This is a genomic window from Mesorhizobium sp. PAMC28654, from assembly GCF_020616515.1.
Taxonomy (GTDB): domain Bacteria; phylum Pseudomonadota; class Alphaproteobacteria; order Rhizobiales; family Rhizobiaceae; genus Mesorhizobium.
This window is the reverse complement of record NZ_CP085135.1, coordinates 1,301,136-1,320,889: the sequence shown is the minus strand read 5'-3', so window position 1 is coordinate 1,320,889 and position 19,754 is coordinate 1,301,136. Positions and strand designations below refer to the sequence as shown.

At 60.8% G+C, this 19,754-nt stretch carries 25 protein-coding genes and 2 pseudogenes; 13 read left to right on the top strand and 14 right to left on the bottom strand.

Features of this window, described 5'->3' with window-relative positions:
* Positions 1-8 precede the first annotated feature (8 nt).
* Entirely contained in the window at positions 9-623 is a 615-nt protein-coding gene (locus LGH82_RS06730; RefSeq protein WP_227347785.1) for a hypothetical protein, read from the bottom strand.
* A 123-nt stretch (positions 624-746) separates the two neighbouring features.
* On the opposite strand from LGH82_RS06730, the gene cysE reads away from it, so the two are divergent.
* Positions 747-1,595: a serine O-acetyltransferase gene (gene cysE / locus LGH82_RS06725; protein ID WP_227347784.1), complete on the top strand. Its 849-nt coding sequence runs from the start codon at positions 747-749 to the stop codon at positions 1,593-1,595.
* 154 nt (positions 1,596-1,749) lie between these two features.
* Entirely contained in the window at positions 1,750-1,953 is a 204-nt protein-coding gene (locus LGH82_RS06720) for a DUF3126 family protein (protein ID WP_227347783.1), read from the top strand.
* A 66-nt stretch (positions 1,954-2,019) separates the two neighbouring features.
* Here LGH82_RS06720 and LGH82_RS06715 read toward each other — a convergent pair whose 3' ends face one another.
* Positions 2,020-2,751 carry a hypothetical protein gene (locus LGH82_RS06715; RefSeq protein ID WP_227347782.1) on the bottom strand — a complete coding sequence of 244 codons (732 nt, stop codon included), beginning with the start codon at positions 2,749-2,751 and terminating at the stop codon, positions 2,020-2,022.
* A gap of 41 nt (positions 2,752-2,792) precedes the next feature.
* Here LGH82_RS06715 and LGH82_RS06710 point away from each other — a divergent pair, with 41 nt between their 5' ends.
* Both LGH82_RS06710 and LGH82_RS06705 read left to right on the top strand, forming a co-directional pair.
* On the top strand, positions 2,793-3,206 hold the full coding sequence (locus LGH82_RS06710; protein ID WP_413771431.1) for a DUF6949 family protein: 414 nt from the start codon (positions 2,793-2,795) through the stop codon (positions 3,204-3,206).
* Between the two features lie 19 nt (positions 3,207-3,225).
* On the top strand, positions 3,226-3,753 hold the full coding sequence (locus LGH82_RS06705; protein WP_227347780.1) for a gamma carbonic anhydrase family protein: 528 nt from the start codon (positions 3,226-3,228) through the stop codon (positions 3,751-3,753).
* Positions 3,754-3,961: 208 nt separating this feature from the next.
* Here LGH82_RS06705 and LGH82_RS06700 read toward each other — a convergent pair whose 3' ends face one another.
* The 3 genes from LGH82_RS06700 to LGH82_RS06690 all read right to left on the bottom strand — a co-directional run bounded on the left by LGH82_RS06700 (position 3,962) and on the right by LGH82_RS06690 (position 6,248).
* Entirely contained in the window at positions 3,962-4,570 is a 609-nt protein-coding gene (locus tag LGH82_RS06700) for a transglutaminase-like cysteine peptidase (protein WP_227347779.1), read from the bottom strand.
* Between the two features lie 305 nt (positions 4,571-4,875).
* The gene (locus tag LGH82_RS06695) at positions 4,876-5,493 is read right to left on the bottom strand and encodes a PilZ domain-containing protein (protein WP_227347778.1); all 618 of its coding nucleotides are present in this window, start codon (positions 5,491-5,493) and stop codon (positions 4,876-4,878) included.
* A gap of 116 nt (positions 5,494-5,609) precedes the next feature.
* Positions 5,610-6,248, bottom strand: a complete 639-nt coding sequence (locus tag LGH82_RS06690; RefSeq protein WP_227347777.1) for a PAS domain-containing protein — start codon at positions 6,246-6,248, stop codon at positions 5,610-5,612.
* A 507-nt stretch (positions 6,249-6,755) separates the two neighbouring features.
* On the opposite strand from LGH82_RS06690, the gene LGH82_RS06685 reads away from it, so the two are divergent.
* From LGH82_RS06685 to LGH82_RS06675, 3 genes are all read left to right on the top strand, one after another.
* Positions 6,756-7,157 (top strand): hypothetical protein, encoded by a 402-nt coding sequence (locus tag LGH82_RS06685; RefSeq protein WP_227347776.1) that lies wholly within the window; start codon positions 6,756-6,758, stop codon positions 7,155-7,157.
* 252 nt (positions 7,158-7,409) lie between these two features.
* Positions 7,410-8,168, top strand: coding sequence for a rhomboid family intramembrane serine protease (locus tag LGH82_RS06680; RefSeq protein ID WP_227349505.1), 759 nt, complete (start codon positions 7,410-7,412; stop codon positions 8,166-8,168).
* Between the two features lie 82 nt (positions 8,169-8,250).
* Entirely contained in the window at positions 8,251-8,682 is a 432-nt protein-coding gene (locus LGH82_RS06675) for a CBS domain-containing protein (RefSeq protein WP_227347775.1), read from the top strand.
* Positions 8,683-8,730: 48 nt separating this feature from the next.
* Here LGH82_RS06675 and LGH82_RS06670 read toward each other — a convergent pair.
* Positions 8,731-8,987, bottom strand: a pseudogene (locus LGH82_RS06670) (YjhX family toxin).
* A gap of 290 nt (positions 8,988-9,277) precedes the next feature.
* Between LGH82_RS06670 and gatB the strand changes: the two are divergent.
* The 3 genes from gatB to LGH82_RS06655 all read left to right on the top strand — a co-directional run bounded on the left by gatB (position 9,278) and on the right by LGH82_RS06655 (position 12,136).
* Positions 9,278-10,777: an Asp-tRNA(Asn)/Glu-tRNA(Gln) amidotransferase subunit GatB gene (gene gatB, locus LGH82_RS06665; protein ID WP_227347774.1), complete on the top strand. Its 1,500-nt coding sequence runs from the start codon at positions 9,278-9,280 to the stop codon at positions 10,775-10,777.
* A 2-nt stretch (positions 10,778-10,779) separates the two neighbouring features.
* Positions 10,780-11,271 (top strand): GNAT family N-acetyltransferase, encoded by a 492-nt coding sequence (locus LGH82_RS06660; protein WP_227347773.1) that lies wholly within the window; start codon positions 10,780-10,782, stop codon positions 11,269-11,271.
* A 166-nt stretch (positions 11,272-11,437) separates the two neighbouring features.
* A complete protein-coding gene (locus LGH82_RS06655; protein WP_227347772.1) occupies positions 11,438-12,136 on the top strand; it encodes an AIM24 family protein in 699 nt (232 codons plus the stop codon).
* Positions 12,137-12,147: 11 nt separating this feature from the next.
* Here the strand turns inward: LGH82_RS06655 and panC are convergent, their stop codons facing one another.
* Positions 12,148-12,999 (bottom strand): pantoate--beta-alanine ligase, encoded by an 852-nt coding sequence (panC, locus tag LGH82_RS06650; RefSeq protein WP_227347771.1) that lies wholly within the window; start codon positions 12,997-12,999, stop codon positions 12,148-12,150.
* Positions 12,996-13,793, bottom strand: a complete 798-nt coding sequence (gene panB / locus LGH82_RS06645; protein WP_227349504.1) for a 3-methyl-2-oxobutanoate hydroxymethyltransferase — start codon at positions 13,791-13,793, stop codon at positions 12,996-12,998. Before panB ends, panC begins: the two co-directional genes overlap by 4 nt.
* Positions 13,794-14,065: 272 nt before the next feature.
* On the opposite strand from panB, the gene LGH82_RS06640 reads away from it, so the two are divergent.
* From LGH82_RS06640 to LGH82_RS06630, 3 genes are all read left to right on the top strand, one after another.
* The gene (locus tag LGH82_RS06640) at positions 14,066-14,464 is read left to right on the top strand and encodes an NADH:ubiquinone oxidoreductase subunit NDUFA12 (protein ID WP_227347770.1); all 399 of its coding nucleotides are present in this window, start codon (positions 14,066-14,068) and stop codon (positions 14,462-14,464) included.
* A 117-nt stretch (positions 14,465-14,581) separates the two neighbouring features.
* Complete coding sequence (locus LGH82_RS06635; RefSeq protein WP_227347769.1) at positions 14,582-15,175, top strand: DUF2155 domain-containing protein; 594 nt, start codon at positions 14,582-14,584, stop codon at positions 15,173-15,175.
* A 72-nt stretch (positions 15,176-15,247) separates the two neighbouring features.
* Positions 15,248-15,634, top strand: a complete 387-nt coding sequence (locus LGH82_RS06630; RefSeq protein WP_227347768.1) for a hypothetical protein — start codon at positions 15,248-15,250, stop codon at positions 15,632-15,634.
* Between the two features lie 33 nt (positions 15,635-15,667).
* On the opposite strand, the gene LGH82_RS06625 is transcribed toward LGH82_RS06630, so the two are convergent.
* The 6 genes and pseudogenes from LGH82_RS06625 to LGH82_RS06600 form a co-directional block, all read right to left on the bottom strand.
* Positions 15,668-15,850 carry an RNA polymerase sigma factor region1.1 domain-containing protein gene (locus tag LGH82_RS06625; protein ID WP_227347767.1) on the bottom strand — a complete coding sequence of 61 codons (183 nt, stop codon included), beginning with the start codon at positions 15,848-15,850 and terminating at the stop codon, positions 15,668-15,670.
* Positions 15,851-15,863: 13 nt separating this feature from the next.
* The gene (gene aat / locus LGH82_RS06620) at positions 15,864-16,481 is read right to left on the bottom strand and encodes a leucyl/phenylalanyl-tRNA--protein transferase (RefSeq protein ID WP_227347766.1); all 618 of its coding nucleotides are present in this window, start codon (positions 16,479-16,481) and stop codon (positions 15,864-15,866) included.
* A 12-nt stretch (positions 16,482-16,493) separates the two neighbouring features.
* Positions 16,494-17,837: an acetyl-CoA carboxylase biotin carboxylase subunit gene (gene accC, locus LGH82_RS06615; RefSeq protein WP_227347765.1), complete on the bottom strand. Its 1,344-nt coding sequence runs from the start codon at positions 17,835-17,837 to the stop codon at positions 16,494-16,496.
* Between the two features lie 10 nt (positions 17,838-17,847).
* On the bottom strand, positions 17,848-18,300 hold the full coding sequence (gene accB, locus LGH82_RS06610; RefSeq protein ID WP_227347764.1) for an acetyl-CoA carboxylase biotin carboxyl carrier protein: 453 nt from the start codon (positions 18,298-18,300) through the stop codon (positions 17,848-17,850).
* A 26-nt stretch (positions 18,301-18,326) separates the two neighbouring features.
* Entirely contained in the window at positions 18,327-18,761 is a 435-nt protein-coding gene (gene aroQ / locus LGH82_RS06605; RefSeq protein ID WP_227347763.1) for a type II 3-dehydroquinate dehydratase, read from the bottom strand.
* A gap of 149 nt (positions 18,762-18,910) precedes the next feature.
* Positions 18,911-19,710, bottom strand: a pseudogene (locus LGH82_RS06600) (DsbA family protein).
* Positions 19,711-19,754 lie beyond the last annotated feature (44 nt).

The following is a 19,754-nucleotide window of genomic DNA, read 5'->3' as shown; positions in this document are numbered from 1 at the left end:
GCTTGGCCTCAGGTGGGGCTTGAAGTCAGCCCAAGCGCCTCGAGCGACCGCGCCATATTGTGCCTGGCCTGCGCTTCGAACCGCTGCCTGAATTCCTCGGTGTGGAAAATATGGTCGCGGGCAAGGAACCCTTTCAGGACCGCGCCACGGCCGGCACGCCACATTGGTTCCTCCACCCAGCCATACTCACGGCGAACCGCGCGTTCATAGGCGTCGAAAGCGGAGGGCTCCGCGCCAAGGATCGACATGTCCATGTCGAGGAACAGGGCGGCATCGCGGGCGGCGCTTTCGTTGGCAAGCCGGGGCAATTCATGCGTGGCGGTGGCAACGATCATTGCCTTGATACGGTCGATCCGCTTCGTGTCGGCACGGCCGGCCAGTTCCTTCTCGGCAAGTGCGGCACTTCGCGCCTCGTTGTCCTTGGCCCGGCTGTCATAGATCGCATCGTGGAACCAGATCGCCGCCTCGACGGCTTCGGCATCGTGCAGCAGCGCGCGATGGTCGCCCGCAAGCGCCAGCATCGCTTCGATGTGGGCGAGGCCATGATAGTGGCGATCTTCGGCCTCGTAGAGCCTGGAAAGGGCTGATTTCAAGGCGTTGTCGATCAAGGGTTCGTTTTCCATGGCTGCTTGAATTCCCGCGAACCAAATCCATTTGATAGAGCACTAAGGAAAATTGAGTTCAATCGTGATATGATCTGGCTTATAGGTGCTGCCGGACCATAGGCAAGGCGGTAGGACACGTCGATGAACAGCATCAGCATTTCCAGATCAAACGCGTTGCAGCCGGTTGACCCGATCTGGCGCTCGATCCGCGATGAAGCGATGGAAGCGGTCAACCGCGATCCGCTTCTGGCGGCATTCCTCTATTCGACGATCCTCAACCAGGAGAGCCTGGAAGAGGCGGTGATCCACCGGCTGGCCGAGCGGCTTGACCATCAGGACATCGGCTCCGATCTTATTCGCCAGACGTTCAAGGCGATGCTGGCCGACGACAAGGAGTGGTCGACCACCGTGCGCGTCGACATCCAAGCCTACTACGACCGCGATCCGGCCTGCGATCGTTTCATCATGCCGGTGCTTTATTTCAAGGGATTCCATGCCATCCAGACCCATCGGTTGGCGCATTGGCTGTGGAACCAGGGCCGCAAGGATTTCGCACTCTATCTGCAGAGTCGCTCATCGTCGGTTTTCCAGACCGACATCAATCCGGCCGCCCGCATCGGCAAGGGTATCTTCATCGATCACGCCACGGGCCTCGTCGTCGGCGAGACCGCGGTGATCGAGGATGACGTCTCCATCCTGCATGGCGTGACGCTGGGCGGCACGGGCAAGGCCGGCGGCGACCGCCACCCCAAGATCCGCTACGGTGTGCTGATTGGCGCTGGCGCCAAGATTCTTGGCAATATCGAGATCGGTCATTGCTCGAAGATCGCCGCCGGCTCGGTCGTCCTCTCACCCGTGCCTCACAACAAGACGGTTGCCGGCGTGCCCGCCCGCGTCGTCGGCGAGACAGGTTGCGACCGGCCTTCGCGCCAGATGGACCAGCTTCTTCCGTCCCAGTCGATGGATCAGGTCGTCTCCTTCGACATCTGATTTCCGGCGCTGTTGCTCGATCGGGCAGGGATTGCCCGGCGGGCTCGCTGGCACGCCAGCATCCCGTGCAATAAGCCTGCCTTGCCTTTACATCGCCATTGTCGACGTGCCAGAAGCGCATTCACACTTGCAAGCCGACGATCGGAGAAGACTGTTGAAGCCCGACGAAATTAGAAAGCTGGACGCCTATTTCAAGCGCGTCTTCCAGAACCCCAAGCTTGAAGTGAAAGCCCGGCCGCGCAAGGATGATTCAGCCGAGGTCTATGTCGGCGACGAATTCCTCGGCCTCGTCTTCAAGGACGAAGACGACGGCGACTACAATTTCTCGATGGCGATCCTCGACATCGATCTGGCCTGAGCTAGAGTACCTGCGGCGGCCGGACCCGCACCGAATGCATCCGGCCAGCCTCCCTCAAATGATATTTTAGCGCCCCGTCTTCAGGAGACGTGTCGTTTCAGCGACGATTGCCGCGTCAAGCGCCGGCCAGTCGCCGAGAAACTCCTTCGGAAATCGATAGGTCAGACTGAGGTTGTCGCCAACGTGGATGTCGCGTTCGCAAGGCGCTAGCGACTCGCCCGCGTTTGGACCGCTCAGGCAACGTGCCACGAAGGGATCCTTGCCTGGGCGTTTGCCGACGACCAGCACCTCGTTCATGTAGCCTGATTTCTCGTTGAAGGCGTAGACCGTCGTGCCGCCGGGGCCGGCTGTGCCGGGCTGGACGATCAGCGCGCTGTAGATAGGCGCGAAGCGGCCGCTCATGTCACGCGACATCATCCGCGGTTCAAACGAGAGGAAAATGATCTTCTTGGCTGACCCGGTGTGGTTGAAATCATCGCGCGCGGCCTCGCTGTAACCATCCATGTCCGGATAGCGCAGATAGAGGTCAAGTCTCGAGGCGATGCCATCGCGCCTTGCCTGGGCGAAGCGAATGGCATTGGCGGGCACAGCGATGATATTGTTGCCGATGACGATTTGGCGGACCGTGCCGTCGTCGGTATAGCCGGCCATGGCAATCGAGTGGCCGAACCACTTGCCGCCAAGGCTGATCGCCACCGAGAGCAACGCCAGGGTCGCGAAGGCGTAGAAGACCCGCCTCATCAGCATGGAATCAACCACGGTGAATTCAGGGTCGGTCGCGGTCGCCGCCTGTCTCATGGAAATCCTCGATCTCTGCCGCCTGTCCCCAGGCGGGACACATGACGCGGCACGGCCCTTGCAGCGCTGTTGGAACGACTGTGCGATTTCATGGTAAATGGATGGTAAAGATGGGTTCGATGGTGCTTGTCCTTTTTGCGTTTTCGGTCGGGTTGACAGTTTGTGGCCTTGCCGGATCGGCAATGGAACTGATCACGGGGCGCAAGGTCGCCTTCGCGGAGCCTTATGTTTCGCCGGCGCATATGCTGCGCTCGCTCGCCGCAACCGCTTGCGCCGGGCCGTTCATGTTGGTCAACGATGCCCTGGATGCCCGCCGCAACCGCCGCATATCGACGACGATGATGATCTCCTGCGGCTGTACCGCGACCATCTGGGCGCTGGCGCTGGGCGTTGTGCTGATCGCCATTGCCTCCTGGGCCACCGTTCCCCTAGGTTCCGCCGGCTTCCCAGCCTGAGCGAATCGGAGTGAGACAGATGCCGGCCTATGCGATCGACGGAAAAGAGCCCTCCTTCGAGGAGGCCGGCAGCAATTGGATCGCGCCAGACGCCACGCTGATCGGCGACGTCCGGATCGGCCGCGATGCGGGCATCTGGTTCGGCGTCGTCATTCGCGGCGACAATGAGCCGATTGTCATCGGCGCCGATACCAATGTGCAGGAACACACGATCATGCATACGGATCCGGGTTTTCCGCTGACCATCGGCGAAGGCTGCACGATTGGCCACCGCGCCCTGCTGCATGGTTGCACGATCGGCGACAACAGCCTGATCGGCATGGGCGCCATCGTGCTGAACGGCGCCAGGATCGGCAGGAATTCGCTGGTCGGCGCCGGTGCGCTGGTCACCGAGGGCAAGGAGTTTCCCGACAATTCGCTGATCGTCGGCTCGCCGGCGAAGGTTATCAGGACGCTGGACGATGCCGCCATCGCAAGGCTGCGCGGGTCAGCCGCGCATTATGTCGCCAATGGCAAGCGGTTCAAGGCGGGTTTGAAGAAGGTTTAGCTCGGCTGGCCAACGCCAGAAATGGCGGAGCCGGCCCCGGGGACGGGGGCCGGCTCCTTTCACCCGGTCGTTGGGGACGGGGAGGGTGGGGACTCGACCGGGTTTCTCCTTAGGCGCGTCGCATGAATGCGACGAGCTTGACCTCTGTTTTACGGATGCCGTTGTCCCAAAACCGCTGCGCACTTTTGGGCGACATGCATTGGCGTCCTCAGCGCACGCTGGCGACCGCGTCGGAACGGCCGTCGTTGATGGTGATCCAAACGCCCGAATTCTCGGTCGATTGGCGCTTCAGGTAGGTGTAGTCGGTGTCGGTCCAGGACAGGACCTTGGGTTCAAGGTTGTCGAGGATGAACTCGCCAAGGCTGGTCCGGACGGTCAGTACCGCGTGGCCATCGCCGTTCGGCTGACGCGCGACCGTCATCAGCAAATTGCCGGCGGGGACGCCTGCGTCCATCAGTTCACGGCGCTTTTCCAGCGCGTAGTCCTCGCAGTCGCCGTAGCCATTGTCAGGGTAGGACCAGTATTCCTCGACGCCGTAGTTCTCCAGGTCGGTGCGCGGCTTGATGCGGGTGTTGACCGAATTGTTGATGTTGACGATCGTTGCCCACAGCTTCCGCGTCAGGTCGACCGGCGGCCCCTTGGGTGTCCGCTCGTTGCATTCAACCGGTATGCGCTGGCAGAAATCATAGTGGCCGACAGGCTGCGTGGTGCGGGCACCGGTGTGCATGAAAACCGGCCCTCCCGCATATGCCGTTCCCCAGGCGGAAAGCTGCATCGCCATTGCCATAAGCAACAGCTTGCCCCACGTGTTCTTCATTTTTCTTGTCTCCCCGTTTGAGGAGACAATGACACGACTGGATTTATTTGACGCAAAAGCCAGAAGTATACATTAAGTAAAACTCCAATAGAATAAACGTAAAATTTGAAGCATTTGAGTATAAAAATATTCAGGATTTTCGACGGCTCATAGCCTTGCTGGGGCGCGGGGTCGGCGCCGGCGTGTTTAAGGGTGAGGTTGGCCGCCTGCCATGATTCGCTGCCGGCGAGCGACTGAATGCTCAAACGCGACTGGCCAATAAAAAACCGGCCGCAAGCGGCCGGTTCGGTTGGATGCAGCCGGTGTTAGGTGCGTGGCGAGTTGAATTCTGAATCCAGTGTTTCGGGCCGCTGTATGACCGCGAACTCGATGGCCACGCCATCTTCGAAGTGGCGCACTACCTGTCCACGCATGGTGCCCAGCATCACCTGGATGCCGATCGCCGGCTTGACGTCGATCTCGATCGCCGCGCCCGAAAGCGACAGGTCGATGATGCGGCACTGGTACTGACGCCCGTCGGTGAGCTGCAGCACGCTGGTCGGATTGCGCGGCGCCACGCGTTCGTGGCGACGGTCTTCCGGCAGATCGAGCTCGTGCTTGTTGGCAAGCCAGGTCAGTTGCGCGGCAAGCTTGTCCTTCTTGCGGTCCGACGCGATGACGGTCATCGCGAAACCGTCCTGCAGGGTGCGGGTGACGACGCCCTCGATGCGGCCGATGTGATCGATGTAGGCAATGACTTTCTCGCCGGGCATGCCGACGCGCTCGGTACGAAGCGCTACATTGCCCGGCGACATGTCGACGACCTGGCAAGGGTGTTCGGTGCGGTCTTCCAGCATGAAGCGTCCGTAAATCTTCACCCGGACGCGCTGAAAGTTGCGCCTTTCAGCTCGGGACGGCGCGTAGTCGACCGCCGCTGACCTCATGACTGCCTACACCCCGTTTGGCATTCCCGCGCCGATGCGAGGAATTTCAGCGGAAAGTACAGCAGTGCAGGTTAACAAAGGGAAAAAGCAAGTCGTCACCGCGCGGGTATCGCGGCCTATTCGTCTCGGCCGCCGTCGAACACGACGAGATGCCGGATGCGGCGCGCCCGACCAAGCGCGGAGATCGTTTCGGGCGCATCGAGATCTGATGGAACAAGCGACGGAACGCTGATCGCGGGTCGGCTTTTCAGGGACACAGGTTCGTTTTCCGGGTCAACGACGCGAATGGAATCAATGAGCACGTCGGTGATTGGGTCCGCCCCCAGCCAGAACGGTTTTTCGACCGCTGATATCGCACCCAGGCAGCGTGGATTTTCGATGCCGCCATCAAGCGGCAGCACAAGCAGTTCGAACTTGTTGGTGCGGCCGTTGCGGCTGAAGCCTTCATAGGTGATCAGCACCACGGATTTCTGATCGAAAACGCCATGGACGAGTTTTGAGACAAGCCGCTGGTCCTTCTCGCGCCATAGCGAGGGAAAGGAAAAGCCCTTGAGCTCACGGCCATAGGTGGCGCACAGCCGGGTGCCGGCCAGCCGGAAGACGGCTTCGCCGCGCGTATCCTTCTCAAGGATGAATGTATCGGCCAGCAGCGACTTGATATCGGCGGGCTCGATTTCAGAGCGCTTCGGCGCAGGGCGTCCGTCACGCAGGCGGTTCCAATAATGGAACAGCGTGATCGATCCGTTCTGGTTCATGGTATGCTGCTCCGCGCAATCTGTCGTCTGATGTCCCATCGGTGAACAGAAGGGCGCCCTCCGATGACTTACATGCGTTGCGGAGCAGGAAGCGTGCCAGCGTCGTTAACACTTGTTCACGGGTCGGGGTCGTTAAGGTTAACAAGTGGTTTACGTTGTGCCCGCGAAAGGCCTGTGGCATACCAAAACCACTCCAGAAGCGGTCGTTTCGCGACGATCGGCAGCACTTCGGTTAAGAGTTTTAGGGGAGCAGGGGACTCGACAAGCCGTTCAAGGGAAACCTTGGGCGGCTTCTTTTTGATTCGCGTCCTGTGATTCGCTTTATGTGATTCTCTATTGTGATTTTACTGGCGGCGATCTCGTGCACGACCCAAGAGCGCATCAAGATACGTCAGAGCGCGATCACGAGACGGGCGATCGGGCCATGGCGATCGCCATTATAAAACCCGAAAATCAGGAGAGTATCGAGCCATCCCGCAGGGATTTTTCACCATGTCGAGGTGCGTCATGAAAAGGATAATCGCAGGGCTGGTCTTGATGTTCGCAATGCTCGGCACGTCGGTTGCCGCGGCTGAGACGATCGACGTGTCCGACAGCCATGGCGGCAGCGTCGCCGCATACAGCCAGCGCTGGAAAGAGTTGGCGGCGCGGGGCGTCAAAGTACGGATCGTCGGGGCATGCCAGTCGGCGTGCACGGTCTTGCTGGGGTATATTCCGCGTGACCACATATGCGTGATGCCGGCGGCGCGCTTTGGATTTCACACGGCGCATCGGCCGGACATGACGGCTGTGCTCTGGCATGCCTATGCGTCCGATATCCAGGGCTGGATCAATGCGCGGGGCGGTCTCACGCCGGATTTCAAGTGGATGGGAGCCCCGGATACCTATCGCTATTTCCATAAATGCTGACGTCCAGGGATCGTTCTCTCCGGCGATGCAGCTAAGGCCACGGCCGCGGTGGCCGCGGATTTGCAATGCGGTGTCGGGGCCGAGAACTTGCCGAGATCGCCAGCTTGGAGCTCTTGTAAACTCGTCGTGTCGGTCGGCCTGTGTCCGCATGAAAGCTATTGCGGGCATTGGTTGGCTGGCGTTGCCGCCCATTTATGGGTAAGCGGCTTGGATGGCCGTGAAACTGAACTCTTGGATCGAGTGCAACGACGCATGAGTGAACCGGTAAGCCCTTCGGACATCGAACACACACAGCTCGAGCCGGAGCCGCGTCGCGAGCCGGTGTTCAACCTGCCTCCCGTCGTGCTGGCGGTGATCGGCATCTGCGCGGTCGTCTATCTGTTGCAGGAATATGTGCTGACGCAGGCGCAGCAACTGACATTGCTTTACGACGGGGCCTTCATTCCCGCCCTCTACACCGGTCAATACGGCTTCGACTGGTTCCTCCTAACCCGCCCTTTCACCTATGCCTTCATGCACGGTAGCTTTGCCCATATCCTGATCAATATGGTGATGTTCGCCGCCTTCGGTTCGCCGTTGGCAAATCGTCTGGGCACCCTCCGGTTCGCACTGTTCTTCGCTGCGACCAGCCTGGCTTCCGTCGTGCTTTTCTGGGCAATTCATCCCTTTGGTGAAGTGCCACTGGTCGGGGCTTCCGGCGCGATTTCCGGCATGATGGGCGCCGCGACACGGTTTGGCTTGCGTACTGAACGTTCATCCGGAAAGACCGCCTTTGCCGGACCCCTGCTGCCGATCTCGATCATCCTGCGGCTGCGCGGCGTCACGATCTTTATCATCGCGTGGATGGTGATCAATCTCGCCACAGGCCTGTTCGGCTTCGCGTTCGGCTTTGATGGCCAGATTGCCTGGGAAGCGCATGTCGGTGGCTTCGTTGCCGGCTTCTTCGGCCTGCGCTGGTTTGATCGGCGATGGCAGCAACCCGAATGGACGGGCACGGACTACCGCACTTGAAATGCAACCGATCGCGGCGCACGATGTTCACTCTTAAGTGAAGCCGGTCAGGGCAGGAACCGGCAAGCAGGAGGAGGTCGCCATGACGGTTAAGGCAATTCTCGAAAGCAAGGGCCACGACGTGCTGACGCTCGGGCCGAACGAAAAACTTAGCGAGGCCATTCGCATCCTGGCCGAACACAAGATCGGTGCGCTGGTCATCACCAATGGCGATCGCAAGATCGTCGGCATTCTTTCCGAGCGCGACATCGTGCGGGTTGTCGCCAAGGAAGGCGGAGCGGCGCTCGGTATCGCCGTGCGCTCGGCGATGACGCCGAAAGTGAAGATCTGCAACGAAAATCATACGGTCAACGAAGTCATGGAGATCATGACCAGGGGCCGCTTCCGCCATCTGCCGGTGGAAAAGGACGGTCTGCTCGATGGCATCATCTCCATAGGCGATGTGGTCAAGCGCCGTATCGAGGACGTGGAGCGCGAGGCCGACGAAATCAGGGCCTATATCGCAACGGCCTGATCGAGCGGGAAACCGCCGACCGGCATGCCGGTCGGCGGAACCTGGCTTCTATCTGTTGTCGAGTTCGGAACGGACGAGTTCGAGCCCGCGCCTTGTGATGTGGTAGGGGCCGCCACCAGACGACGAAACCGCCTTCTTCCGTTTCAGCTTTCGAAACAGGTCGAGATCGACGCCCGGATAATGCCAGCCGTCGCGGGTCAGGCATTTGACGGAGGCGATCCGTTTCTTTTCGTTTTTTCGATTTCAATGCGACCGCCCTGCGCAAGCAGGTGCAGGACGCGCTGTTCAGTGCGCGAAATATCCATGGGAGAGTTTCCGGGAAAACAAAGAATGCCGCCGCCGCGAAGCATCGCGGCACGGGGTTTCAGGTTTTCTGCCCCGCCTCGCTAGGAGGTCAGGGCCTTACCGGGACTCAGCGTAAGTAGACATCCACTCTCCATTGGGATGGGCGGCATATAGGCGAATGCAGCCGTAAAGGCCAGTCCGTGGCTTTGCGCTTGTCTCTTTTGGCGGTTTGCACTAGCGAATGACTTTCACGTCCGACGTGACACTCACGTTCAAACGTGAGTTTGGTCACCGTAATTCGCAGGCTACCATGACACTCATCGACACCCGCACGCCCGACGCAAAACGCCTGATCCCCGGCGCCACCGGCGACTGGGAGATCATCATTGGTCTCGAGGTGCACGCCCAGGTGACCTCGGAGGCAAAGCTGTTTTCCGGCGCTTCGACCGCCTTTGGCGCCGCGCCCAACGCCAATGTCAGCCTGGTCGATGCGGCAATGCCTGGCATGCTGCCCGTCATCAACGAGGAATGCGTCAAGCAGGCCATCCGCACCGGCCTCGGTTTGAAGGCCGTGATCAACCACAAATCCGTCTTTGACCGGAAAAACTATTTCTACCCCGATCTGCCACAGGGCTATCAGATATCGCAGTTCAAGCAGCCGATCGTCGGCGAGGGCACTGTGATCATTTCGGTCGGTCCGGACCGCCAGGGCGAGTTCGAGGACATCGAGGTCGGCATCGAGCGCCTACATCTGGAACAGGATGCCGGCAAGTCGATGCACGACCAGCACCCGACCATGTCCTATGTCGACCTCAACCGCTCCGGCGTGGCTCTGATGGAGATCGTCTCCAAGCCGGATATGCGCTCCGCTGACGAAGCGAAGGCCTATGTGACCAAGCTGCGCACCATCGTGCGCTATCTAGGCACCTGCGACGGCAACATGGACGAGGGCTCGATGCGCGCCGACGTCAACGTCTCGGTGCGCAAGCCCGGCGGCGAGTTCGGCACGCGCTGTGAGATCAAGAACGTCAACTCGATCCGCTTCATCGGCCAGGCCATCGAATACGAGGCACGCCGGCAGATCGCCATCCTTGAGGATGGCGGCAAGATCGACCAGGAAACGCGGCTGTTTGACGCCGTCAAGGGCGAGACGCGGTCGATGCGCTCCAAGGAAGAGGCGCATGATTACCGCTATTTCCCGGACCCTGACCTGTTGCCGCTCGAATTCGACCAGGCCTATGTCGACGCACTGGCGAAAGACCTGACGGAACTGCCGGATGACAAGAAGGCACGGCTGATCTCTTCGCTTGGCCTGTCGGTCTATGACGCTTCGATCCTGGTTTCGGAAAAGGCGATCGCCGATTATTTCGAGAAGGTCGCTGCTGGCCGCGACGGCAAGCTTGCCGCCAACTGGGTCATCAACGATCTGCTCGGGCAACTGAACAAGGCCGGCAAGGACATCGAAAATGCTCCGGTTTCACCCGATCAGCTCGGCGCGATCATCGACCTGATCAAGGATGGCACCATCTCCGGCAAGATCGCCAAGGACCTGTTCGAGATTGTCTGGACCAAGGGCGGCGATCCGCGCCAACTGGTCGAAAGCTTGGGCATGAAGCAGGTCACCGACACCGGCGCCATCGAAAAGGCCGTCGATGAAGTGATTGCAGCTAATCCCGACAAGGTCGAACAGGCGCGCGCCAAGCCGACCATGGCCGGCTGGTTCGTCGGCCAGGTGATGAAGGTAACCGGCGGCAAGGCCAATCCGCAGGTCGTCAACGACCTCGTCAAGGCCAAGCTGGGCCTCGAATAGGCATGTTCGTCCGCACCGCCGGGGATCGCGACCTCGCCGCCATCCGGGCGTTGCTGGTCGAAACCTGGCATGCGACCTATGACGCCATCCATGGTGCCGACCGGGTTACCGAAATCACGGACAAGTGGCACTCGATTGCTTCGCTCAAGACGAGGCTGGCGCGGCCGAACAGCGAGTTTCTCGTTGCCGATGACGGCAAGCGTATTGGCGGCGTGGCTTTTGCCGAAAGCGTAGACGGCGGCAAACTGGTTGCCCTGAAGCAGCTCTACGTGCTTCCCAGCCTGCAGGGGCGGGGTATCGGCGGCATGCTCCTCGATGAGATCATCGAGAGTTTCCCCGAAGCCGGCGCCATCCGCCTGGAGGTGGAGGAGCAGAACACACGAGCCATCGCCTTCTACGAGGCGAACGGCTTTGCGCGATCCGCCGATGTCGGCGAGCACGCCGGCGCCTGGGGAAAGCCGACGCTCGTCTACCTCCGGCCTCTTGCCGGCTGAGCTACGCCTGCCGGCATATGCCTGGATCACCTTCGCGCGAGCGGCACGGCCAAGGGCTGGTTTTCATTTGACGGTACGATGGCCCGGCACCAAGCTGACGCAGCCGGTATCCGTGCGAATGCCAGAACAGCTGGATATTTGTGCGGGGCGGCGTTGAGGGGGAATCATGCCAAGCCTACCAGAACTGTTGCCGACACAGGTGTCGGACGAAACCTTTGGCGGCGTCACCTACCATGTTGCAGGAGAGCTGGTGCCTGTCCTGTCTGTCGATGTTTCGCGCATGCCTGTCTATTTCGAGCACCACATCCTGCTCTGGAAGAACTCCACCATCACCATCGGCCTGAAATCGCTGAAGGGCGCGCTGAAGCGCATGATGGCTGGAATGCAGATTTTCGTCACCGAGGCGTCGGGACAAGGCATCATCGCCTTCAGCCGTGACGGACCTGGCCATATCGTGCCGATCCATCTCAGGCGCGGCGAGGAAATCCAGGTTCGCGAGCATCAGTTCCTCGCGGCGACCGGCAATGTCGAATATACGTTCGAGCGCGTACGCGGCATGGCGACGATGCTGTTTGGCCAGAGCGGCTTCTTCATCGACCGTTTTCGCGGCGATGCCGGCGACGGCGTCGTCTGGCTGCATGGCTACGGCAACGTTTTCGAAAAGACGCTTGCGGCTGGCGAAACCATCGACATCGAGCCCGGTGGCTGGCTGTTCAAGGACGCGTCGGTCAGGATGGAGACCAAGATAGACCGTCTATCCAGCGGCTTCTTCGGCGCCAACATGAATTTCATCGTCAACCGGTTCACCGGTCCTGGCCGGGTCGGCATCCAGTCGATGTATCTGCATATGCCGACCGAGGAATGAGCAGCCCCCGTTTAGGCGGAGGGGATCTCGATATTGTCGATCAGCCTGGTCTTGCCTAGCCAGGCAGCGGCAAGCAGGCGGCCACTATGGTCGTTCCGCCAAGGCGCAAGTGTCAGGCTTTCGCGCGCCTGCACATAGTCGACCTTGTCGAAGCCCAGTTGGGCAAGCGCCGAAACCGCGTCGCCAGTGATGGCTGCTTCATCGCCGCCTGCCGCCAGGGCGGCCGCGGCCTTGCGCAATACCACGTTGAACTGACGGGCGATCTTGAGCCCCGTCTCGTTGAGATAGGCGTTGCGCGAGGACATGGCGAGACCATGGGCATCACGCACCGTGGGCGCGCCGATGATTTCGACAGGCAGATCGAGGTCGCGACAAAGCTGTCTCACCACGCAAAGCTGCTGATAGTCCTTTTCACCAAATACCGCGAAGTCGGGAGACGCCTGCGAAAACAGCTTTGCCACGACGGTTGCGACGCCTTCGAAGAAGGTCGGCCGGAAGTCCGATTCAAGCCCGGAGGAGGGGCCACCGACCGAAATCCTGGTGGCGAAGCCAGCGGGATACATTTCTCCGACCGTCGGTGTGAAGGCCAGATGGGCGTTCGCCTCCGCCAGGCGGTCGAGATCAGTGGCAAGCTGGCGCGGATATTTGTCGAGGTCCTCGGTGGGGGCGAACTGTGCCGGATTGACGAAGACCGAGACGACGCAACGGTCGGCCTTCTCGAGTGCTATCCTGACCAGCGAGATGTGCCCGTCATGCAGTGCGCCCATGGTCGGCACCATGGCAACACGGAGGCCGTCGCGCCGCCAGTCGTGGATTTGCGCGCGAAGAGCGGCAACGCTGTCGACGACGAGGGGTCTGCTCATATCGGCTCCTTGCCGCTTGTCGCCGAAAAGATGTGATCCGGGCCGGGGAAGGCGCGGCTTCGCACCTCCGCCGCATAGGTGGCGGCGGCATGCGAGATGACGTCGCGCAGATTGGCGTATTCCTTGACGAATTTTGGCACGCGGTCGACGGTCAGGCCGACCATGTCGTCGATCACAAGGATCTGGCCGTCGCAGTCGCCGCTGGCGCCGATGCCGATCGTGGGAATGGAGATGCGTCGTGTGAGGTCGGCGGCGACGGTCTCGATCGTGCCTTCGATGACCACCGAGAACGCACCGGCCTGTTCCACCGCCTCCGCATCCGCAAACAGCGCCGCCACATTCTCTTCGGTCCGGCCCTTGATCCTGTAGCCGCCGTCGCTTTCCACCGATTGCGGCAGCAAGCCGATATGACCCATGACCGGAATGCCGTTCGCGACGATTGCCGCGATCTGCGCGGCCATACCGACGCCACCCTCAAGCTTCACGGCCTGGCACCCGGTCTCGTCGACGATGCGACGCGCCGAGGCGAGAGCTTGCGCCGGCGATTGCTCATAGCTGCCGGCCGGCATGTCGACCACGACGCAGGCCTTTGTCGAGCCCCGCATCACTGCCTGCCCGTGAGCGATCATCATCTCGAGGGAGGCGCCCAGCGTCGTCTTGTGGCCGTGCAGAACCATCGCGACGCTGTCGCCGACCAGGAGCAGGTCGACATGATCGTTGAGCAGGTGGGCCACCGGGTAGGTATAGGCGGTCAGGCAGACGATCGGCTCGCCACCCTTGCGGTGGCGAATCATATCGGTGCTGGTGCGGAGATCGAGGTCGGATGCGTCTGGGCCCACTCTTGCCTCCCTCACCAGTAGCCATGGCGGATACCCGCTCTGGGCGCGCCGAGCTTTAGAAACACAAAGCAGGATTGGCAAGCTTCCTTCCTGCCGCAGGGTAAGATCGCGCCATCGGTCGGTTTTCCCGCAGCCCATTTGCTTGTCGGTCATGGCAAAACCCTTGCCTTCGCGATGGCCTGACGCCATAAGCAGGAAACAGGCGCCGCTGGCGCGAGGACTCCGAGATGAAGACTTTCCTTACTCAGTTTTTCACCTGGTGGAACAGCCAGACCATAGGCACGCGCTTGCACACCTGGCGCTATGGCAAAAGGGTCGGTCAGGACGAGACCGGTAACGTCTACTACGAGGGCGGCATCGATTCGGAAGGCCGTACCCGCCGCTGGGTCATTTACCGCAACTATTCGGAAGCCTCGATGATTCCGCCCGGCTGGCATGGCTGGATGCATCATCGTGTCGATGTCGCGCCGCCGAGCGACGACTACAAGCCGCGCGATTGGCAGAAGCCGCATCAGCCCAACCTGACCGGCAGCCCCGCCGCCTATCGTCCCAAGGGCTCCGTGTTGACCAATCAGCACCGCCCGCAAGTGACCGGCGACTACGACGCCTGGACGCCCGGCTCGTAATCGCAAGCTCGGTCCTTTCTCGCCACAATTGGCGTTTAGCTGCTTGCTGATCTGAAAGCGGCAACTAGCCTTGTGATTGAGAGAATCACCCCGGGCGCCAACCACCGGTATCCTTGAATGAGTATTTTCGGCCGAATCTCTGTGCGTGGACTGACGGCAGCGGCAGCCGCTCTTGCCGCTTGCGGCACGGCATTCGCTGCTTCGCCTGAGCCCGCGCCGGCGCCCGCCGTCCCCACGCAAGCCGCACCCACTGGCTCCGATCGCATCAGCAATCCGGTTGCCGAATTCGCAGGCATCGACAAGATCACCGGCCGCATCATCACCTTCGATGTCTATATCGACGAGACGGTGCAGTTCGGCGCTTTGCAGGTCACGCCGCGGGTCTGCTATTCGCGACCGCAGACCGAGGATCCGAAGACGGATTCATTTGTCGAGGTCGACGAGATCACGCTCGACCGGAAAATCCGCCGTATCTTCACCGGCTGGATGTTCGCTGAAAGCCCCGGCCTCAATGCGGTCGAGCACGCCGTCTATGACGTCTGGCTGAAGGAATGCAAACAGAAGTCGGACGTTCCGGCGCCCGATGCCGTCAAGGCTGGTGCCCCCAAGGCCGATGCTGGCAAGAGCAATGGCGCCAAGGCAGCCGCCTCCACGCCGAAGCCCGCCACGGCGCCCGACACAACCGGCGACGAGACCACCAACACCAACTGATCGTTCGGAACCGCCACGCCGGCCAGACGTTTGCTAGCGGACCGCGCAAGGATGCGCATGGAGGATTCCGCGATGCCAGCCAGCAAGCCGATCACCGCAAGCAAGAAGGAATTGCTTGAACTCGAGAGAGGGTTCTGGACAGGCAATTCCGCATTCTATGCCGCCAATGCCGACACGGAGTGTCTTGTCGCTTTCCCGCAGATGGCGCAGGCGATGAGCAACGCGGAACTTGCCGAAACCGCCAAAAATCCCAATCGCTGGCGCAATCTCGAGATCGAGCTCAAAGGCATCGTCGAGCCCGGCAGCGATATTGTCATGCTGACTTACGAAGCGCGCGCGACCCGCGAGAATGGTGAACCCTACGCGGCGCTGGTCAGCACCGGCTATGTCCATCGCGTCAACGGCTGGAAGATGATGTTCCATTCGCAGACGCCGATCGAGACGAGCACGAAAGCCTGACCGCGCGTGTAAGCCTACACAGGCGGCCGAGCGTCATTCGGTGACGTGTAGACCGTGCTCCGCAAGGGCAGCAAATATATCTTCGATCTCCGCCGAATTTAGTTCTCGTTTGGGGAGAAGCACGTCGAGCTCGGACATCGTAACGTCTTGGCCTTTTTCAATCAAAGCTTGGACGACAGGTTGGATGTCAGCGGGTCGGTTGTTGTCGCTCGACATCTGGCCACTCCGGTCACGGATAAAAAACAGCCTCACCCTTCAACGCATCAGCCAGCATCTTCTCGTACTTGCCGCGCGGCATATCGACGGCGCCGAAGCGCTTCAGGTGCTCGGTGGTGAACTGCGTATCAAGTAGCGCGAAGCCGCGAGCCTTCAACCGCTCGACGAGATAGAAAAGGCAGGTCTTGGACGCGTCGGTTTCCCTGGCGAACATGCTTTCGCCGAAGAAGACGCGCCCGAGCGACACGCCATAAAGGCCGCCGACCAGCCGCTCCTCGCGCCAGGCCTCTACCGAATGGCAATGACCCATCCGGTGCAATTGCACATAGGCTTCGCGGATCGGCGCATTGATCCAGGTCGACCGGCGCTCTTCGCGCCTTTCGGCGCAGCCATCGATCGTGGCTTCGAAATCGAAATCGAAACGGATGTCGAACGGATGCTTCTTGATGGTTTTCTTGAGGCTTTTGGGCGTGTGAAAACCGTCAAGCGGGATGATGCCGCGCGTCTCCGGCCGCACCCAGAACACCTCCGGATCGCCGGCACTTTCGGCCATCGGAAAGACGCCCGAGGCATATGCCTTGAGCAGAAGGTCGGTGGGAAGGCGATAGCCGGGCGCGAAGGGACGGGTCATCGCGTCCCCGCGCTATTCGCCTTTGGCCAGGTATTTTTCCAGCCAGTGGATGTCATAGTCGCCATTGGCGATGTCGGCATTGCCGACGAGATCGCGAAACAGCGGCAGCGTCGTCTTGATGCCGTCGACGACGAATTCGTCCAGCGCCCGCCGCAGCCGCATCATGCACTCGACGCGGTTGCGGCCGTGCACGATCAGCTTGCCGATCAGGCTGTCGTAATAGGGCGGAATCTTGTAGCCGGAATAGACACCAGAATCGACGCGGATACCCAGGCCGCCAGGCGTGTGGAAATGGGTGATCGTGCCAGGCGAGGGCGTGAAGGTGCGCGGGTCTTCGGCGTTGATGCGGCATTCGATGGCATGGCCGTTGAACTTGATGTCTTCCTGCCTGACCGAAAGTCCGCCACCGGAGGCAACACGGATCTGCTCGTGCACGAGGTCGATGCCGGTGATCGCTTCCGTGACCGGATGCTCGACCTGCAGGCGTGTATTCATCTCGATGAAGTAGAACTCGCCGTTCTCGTACAGGAACTCGATGGTGCCGGCGCCCGAATAGCCAAGGTCGGCAATTGCCTTGGCGCAGATGCCACCGATGCGGGCGCGCTCTTCGGCATTGAGTGCCGGCGAGGGCGCTTCTTCCCAGACCTTCTGGTGGCGGCGCTGCAACGAGCAATCGCGTTCGCCGAAATGCACGCCCTGGCCAAAGCCGTCGCCGAACACTTGCACTTCGATATGGCGTGGCTTTTCGAGGTATTTCTCAATGTAGACGGCATCGTCGCCGAACGCCGCGCCAGCTTCCGTGCGCGCCGTCTGCAGGGCGATTTCGAGATCGGCCTCGGTAAGCGCCACCTTCATGCCACGCCCGCCGCCACCGGCCGACGCCTTGATGATCACCGGATAGCCGATCTCGGCGGCAATGCGCCTGGCTTCTTTTTCCTCGGTAACCGCGCCATCGGAGCCCGGCACCACGGGGATGCCGAGGCGCTTGGCCGTGCGCTTGGCCTCGATCTTGTCGCCCATGATGCGGATATGATCGCCGGATGGACCGATGAAGGTGATGTTGTGCGCGGCAAGGATATCGGCGAACTTGGCGTTCTCCGACAAGAAGCCGTAGCCGGGATGCACAGCATCGGCGCCGGTGATCTCGCAGGCCGCGACGATCTGATGGATGTTGAGGTAGCTGTCGCGTGACGGCGGCGGACCGATGCAAACGCTTTCGTCGGCGAGCCTTACATGCATGGCGTCGGCGTCGGCGGTCGAATGCACCACGACGGTCTGGATGCCAAGTTCCTTGCAGGCGCGCAGCACCCTGAGAGCGATTTCGCCGCGATTGGCGATGAGGATTTTCTGAAACATCCGGCCTGCTCTACTCGACCACGACGAGAGGCATGCCGTACTCGACCGGCTGTGCATCCTCGAACAGGATCGCCGTCACCGTGCCGGCGCGCGGCGAGGGTATCTGGTTCATCGTCTTCATCGCTTCGATGATCAGCAGCGTCTGGCCTTCCTTGACCTGCTGGCCGATCTCGATGAACGGCTTTGCATCCGGCGACGGTGAGAGATAGGCGGTGCCGACCATCGGTGAAGGCACCGCGTTCTTCGATACATCAACGACTGCCGGGGCAGTTGCGGCCGCCGGCTGTGCAGGCGCATAGGATGGCTGCGGGGCAGCGATCGCGTGGACGGCTGGCGCCTGTCGCGATACCCGCACCTTGAGGTCACCCAGTTCGACCTCGATCTCGGTGAGATTGGTGTCGTTCAGGATGCCCGCCAGATCGCGGATCAGCTGTTGGTCAACACCGGTCTTCTTTATCGACATTTTCGAGCCTTCTGTTTGTTGGCCGGTCATAGGCGTGCGGCCAGCGCTTGCAGCGCCAACGTGTAGCCCAGCGGCCCGAAACCACAGATCATGCCGACCGCAACCGGCGCGACCATGGAGACGTGGCGGAATGATTCCCGCGCATGGATGTTGGAAAGATGGACTTCAGCGACGGGCAGCGGCGCGATGGCGCGGATGGCGTCGTGAATGGCAATAGAGGTATGGCTGTAGGCGCCTGGATTGATGACGATGCCAGCGGCCTTGTCTCCGGCTTCCTGAATCCAGTCGACGAGGTCGCCCTCATGGTTCGACTGGCGGAAATCGATCTCGAGTCCAAGCGTGGCACCTGCTTCCTTGCAGTCGTCGGCAATGGCGGCAAGCGTCTTGCCGCCATAGATCCCCGGTTCGCGCTTGCCGAGCGCGTTGAGGTTGGGGCCATTCAGGACGAAAACCGTTTTCAAAAAATGCCGACCTTTCCCGGCGCCGGCGTCAAGCCGGCGCGCCGGACCCTCTATAATGGGCATAGACGCCTGCGAAAAGAGCGCAAGTACGTTCTTTCACTGTCCACAACAGGCGGAAATGTGGCCGTGAGGAAAAAATCCGCAACCAATCAGAGTGCGGCTTTCGCCGCCTCGATCTTTTCCGCCAGCACTTCCTGTCCGAGCGCCCCGAACACCACCTCGTTGCCGACCACATAGGACGGCGTTCCGGTGATGGCCAGCTTGTTGGCGAGGTCGTAGGTCTTGGAGATGGCCTCGGGGATCGTCGGGTCCTTCATCTTCTCGCGCAGCGTGGCTTCGTCGGCGCCGAGCGAAAGCGCGACCTTGATCGCTGCCGCCTCCGTTGCGCGTCCCTGGCCACCGAGCAGTGCATTGTGGAATTCGCCGTATTCGGCATCATCAGGTGGAATGCCATCGACACGACGCTTGCCTTCTGCGAATCCGGGCCGAGGATCGGGAATTCCTTGAGCACGAACCGCAGGTCCGGATCGGTCTTGGTCAGCGCCTTCATGTCGTCGATGGCACGTTTGCAGAAGCCGCAATTGTAGTCATAGAATTCGACAATCGTGACCTTGCCGTTGGGATTGCCGACGACCCCGTCGAAGCTGGAATTGAAGATCTGGTCCTTGGCGCCCTTGATGACGCCGAGATGGGCAATGCGCTGCTCTTCTTTCTGCTTGGCTTCCAGCGCATCCTGGACTTCGAGAAGCACTTCCGGATTCTTCAACAAATAGTCGCGAATGATGCCTTCGACTTCGGTGCGATCGATCTTGGTGTCAGCCGACGCTGCCTGGACAGGCTGCGTGGTGCCGGCCTTTGCCATCTGGGGATTTCCAGCCACGAATCCGAAAGCCAGCATGGCAAGCGCTACCGCTGCTCCCGTGGTGCCCAGCAGAACTGCCTTGTTCATGATCGTCTATCCTTTTGCCTGTTCCAGTCCACTTGGTCGTCGCG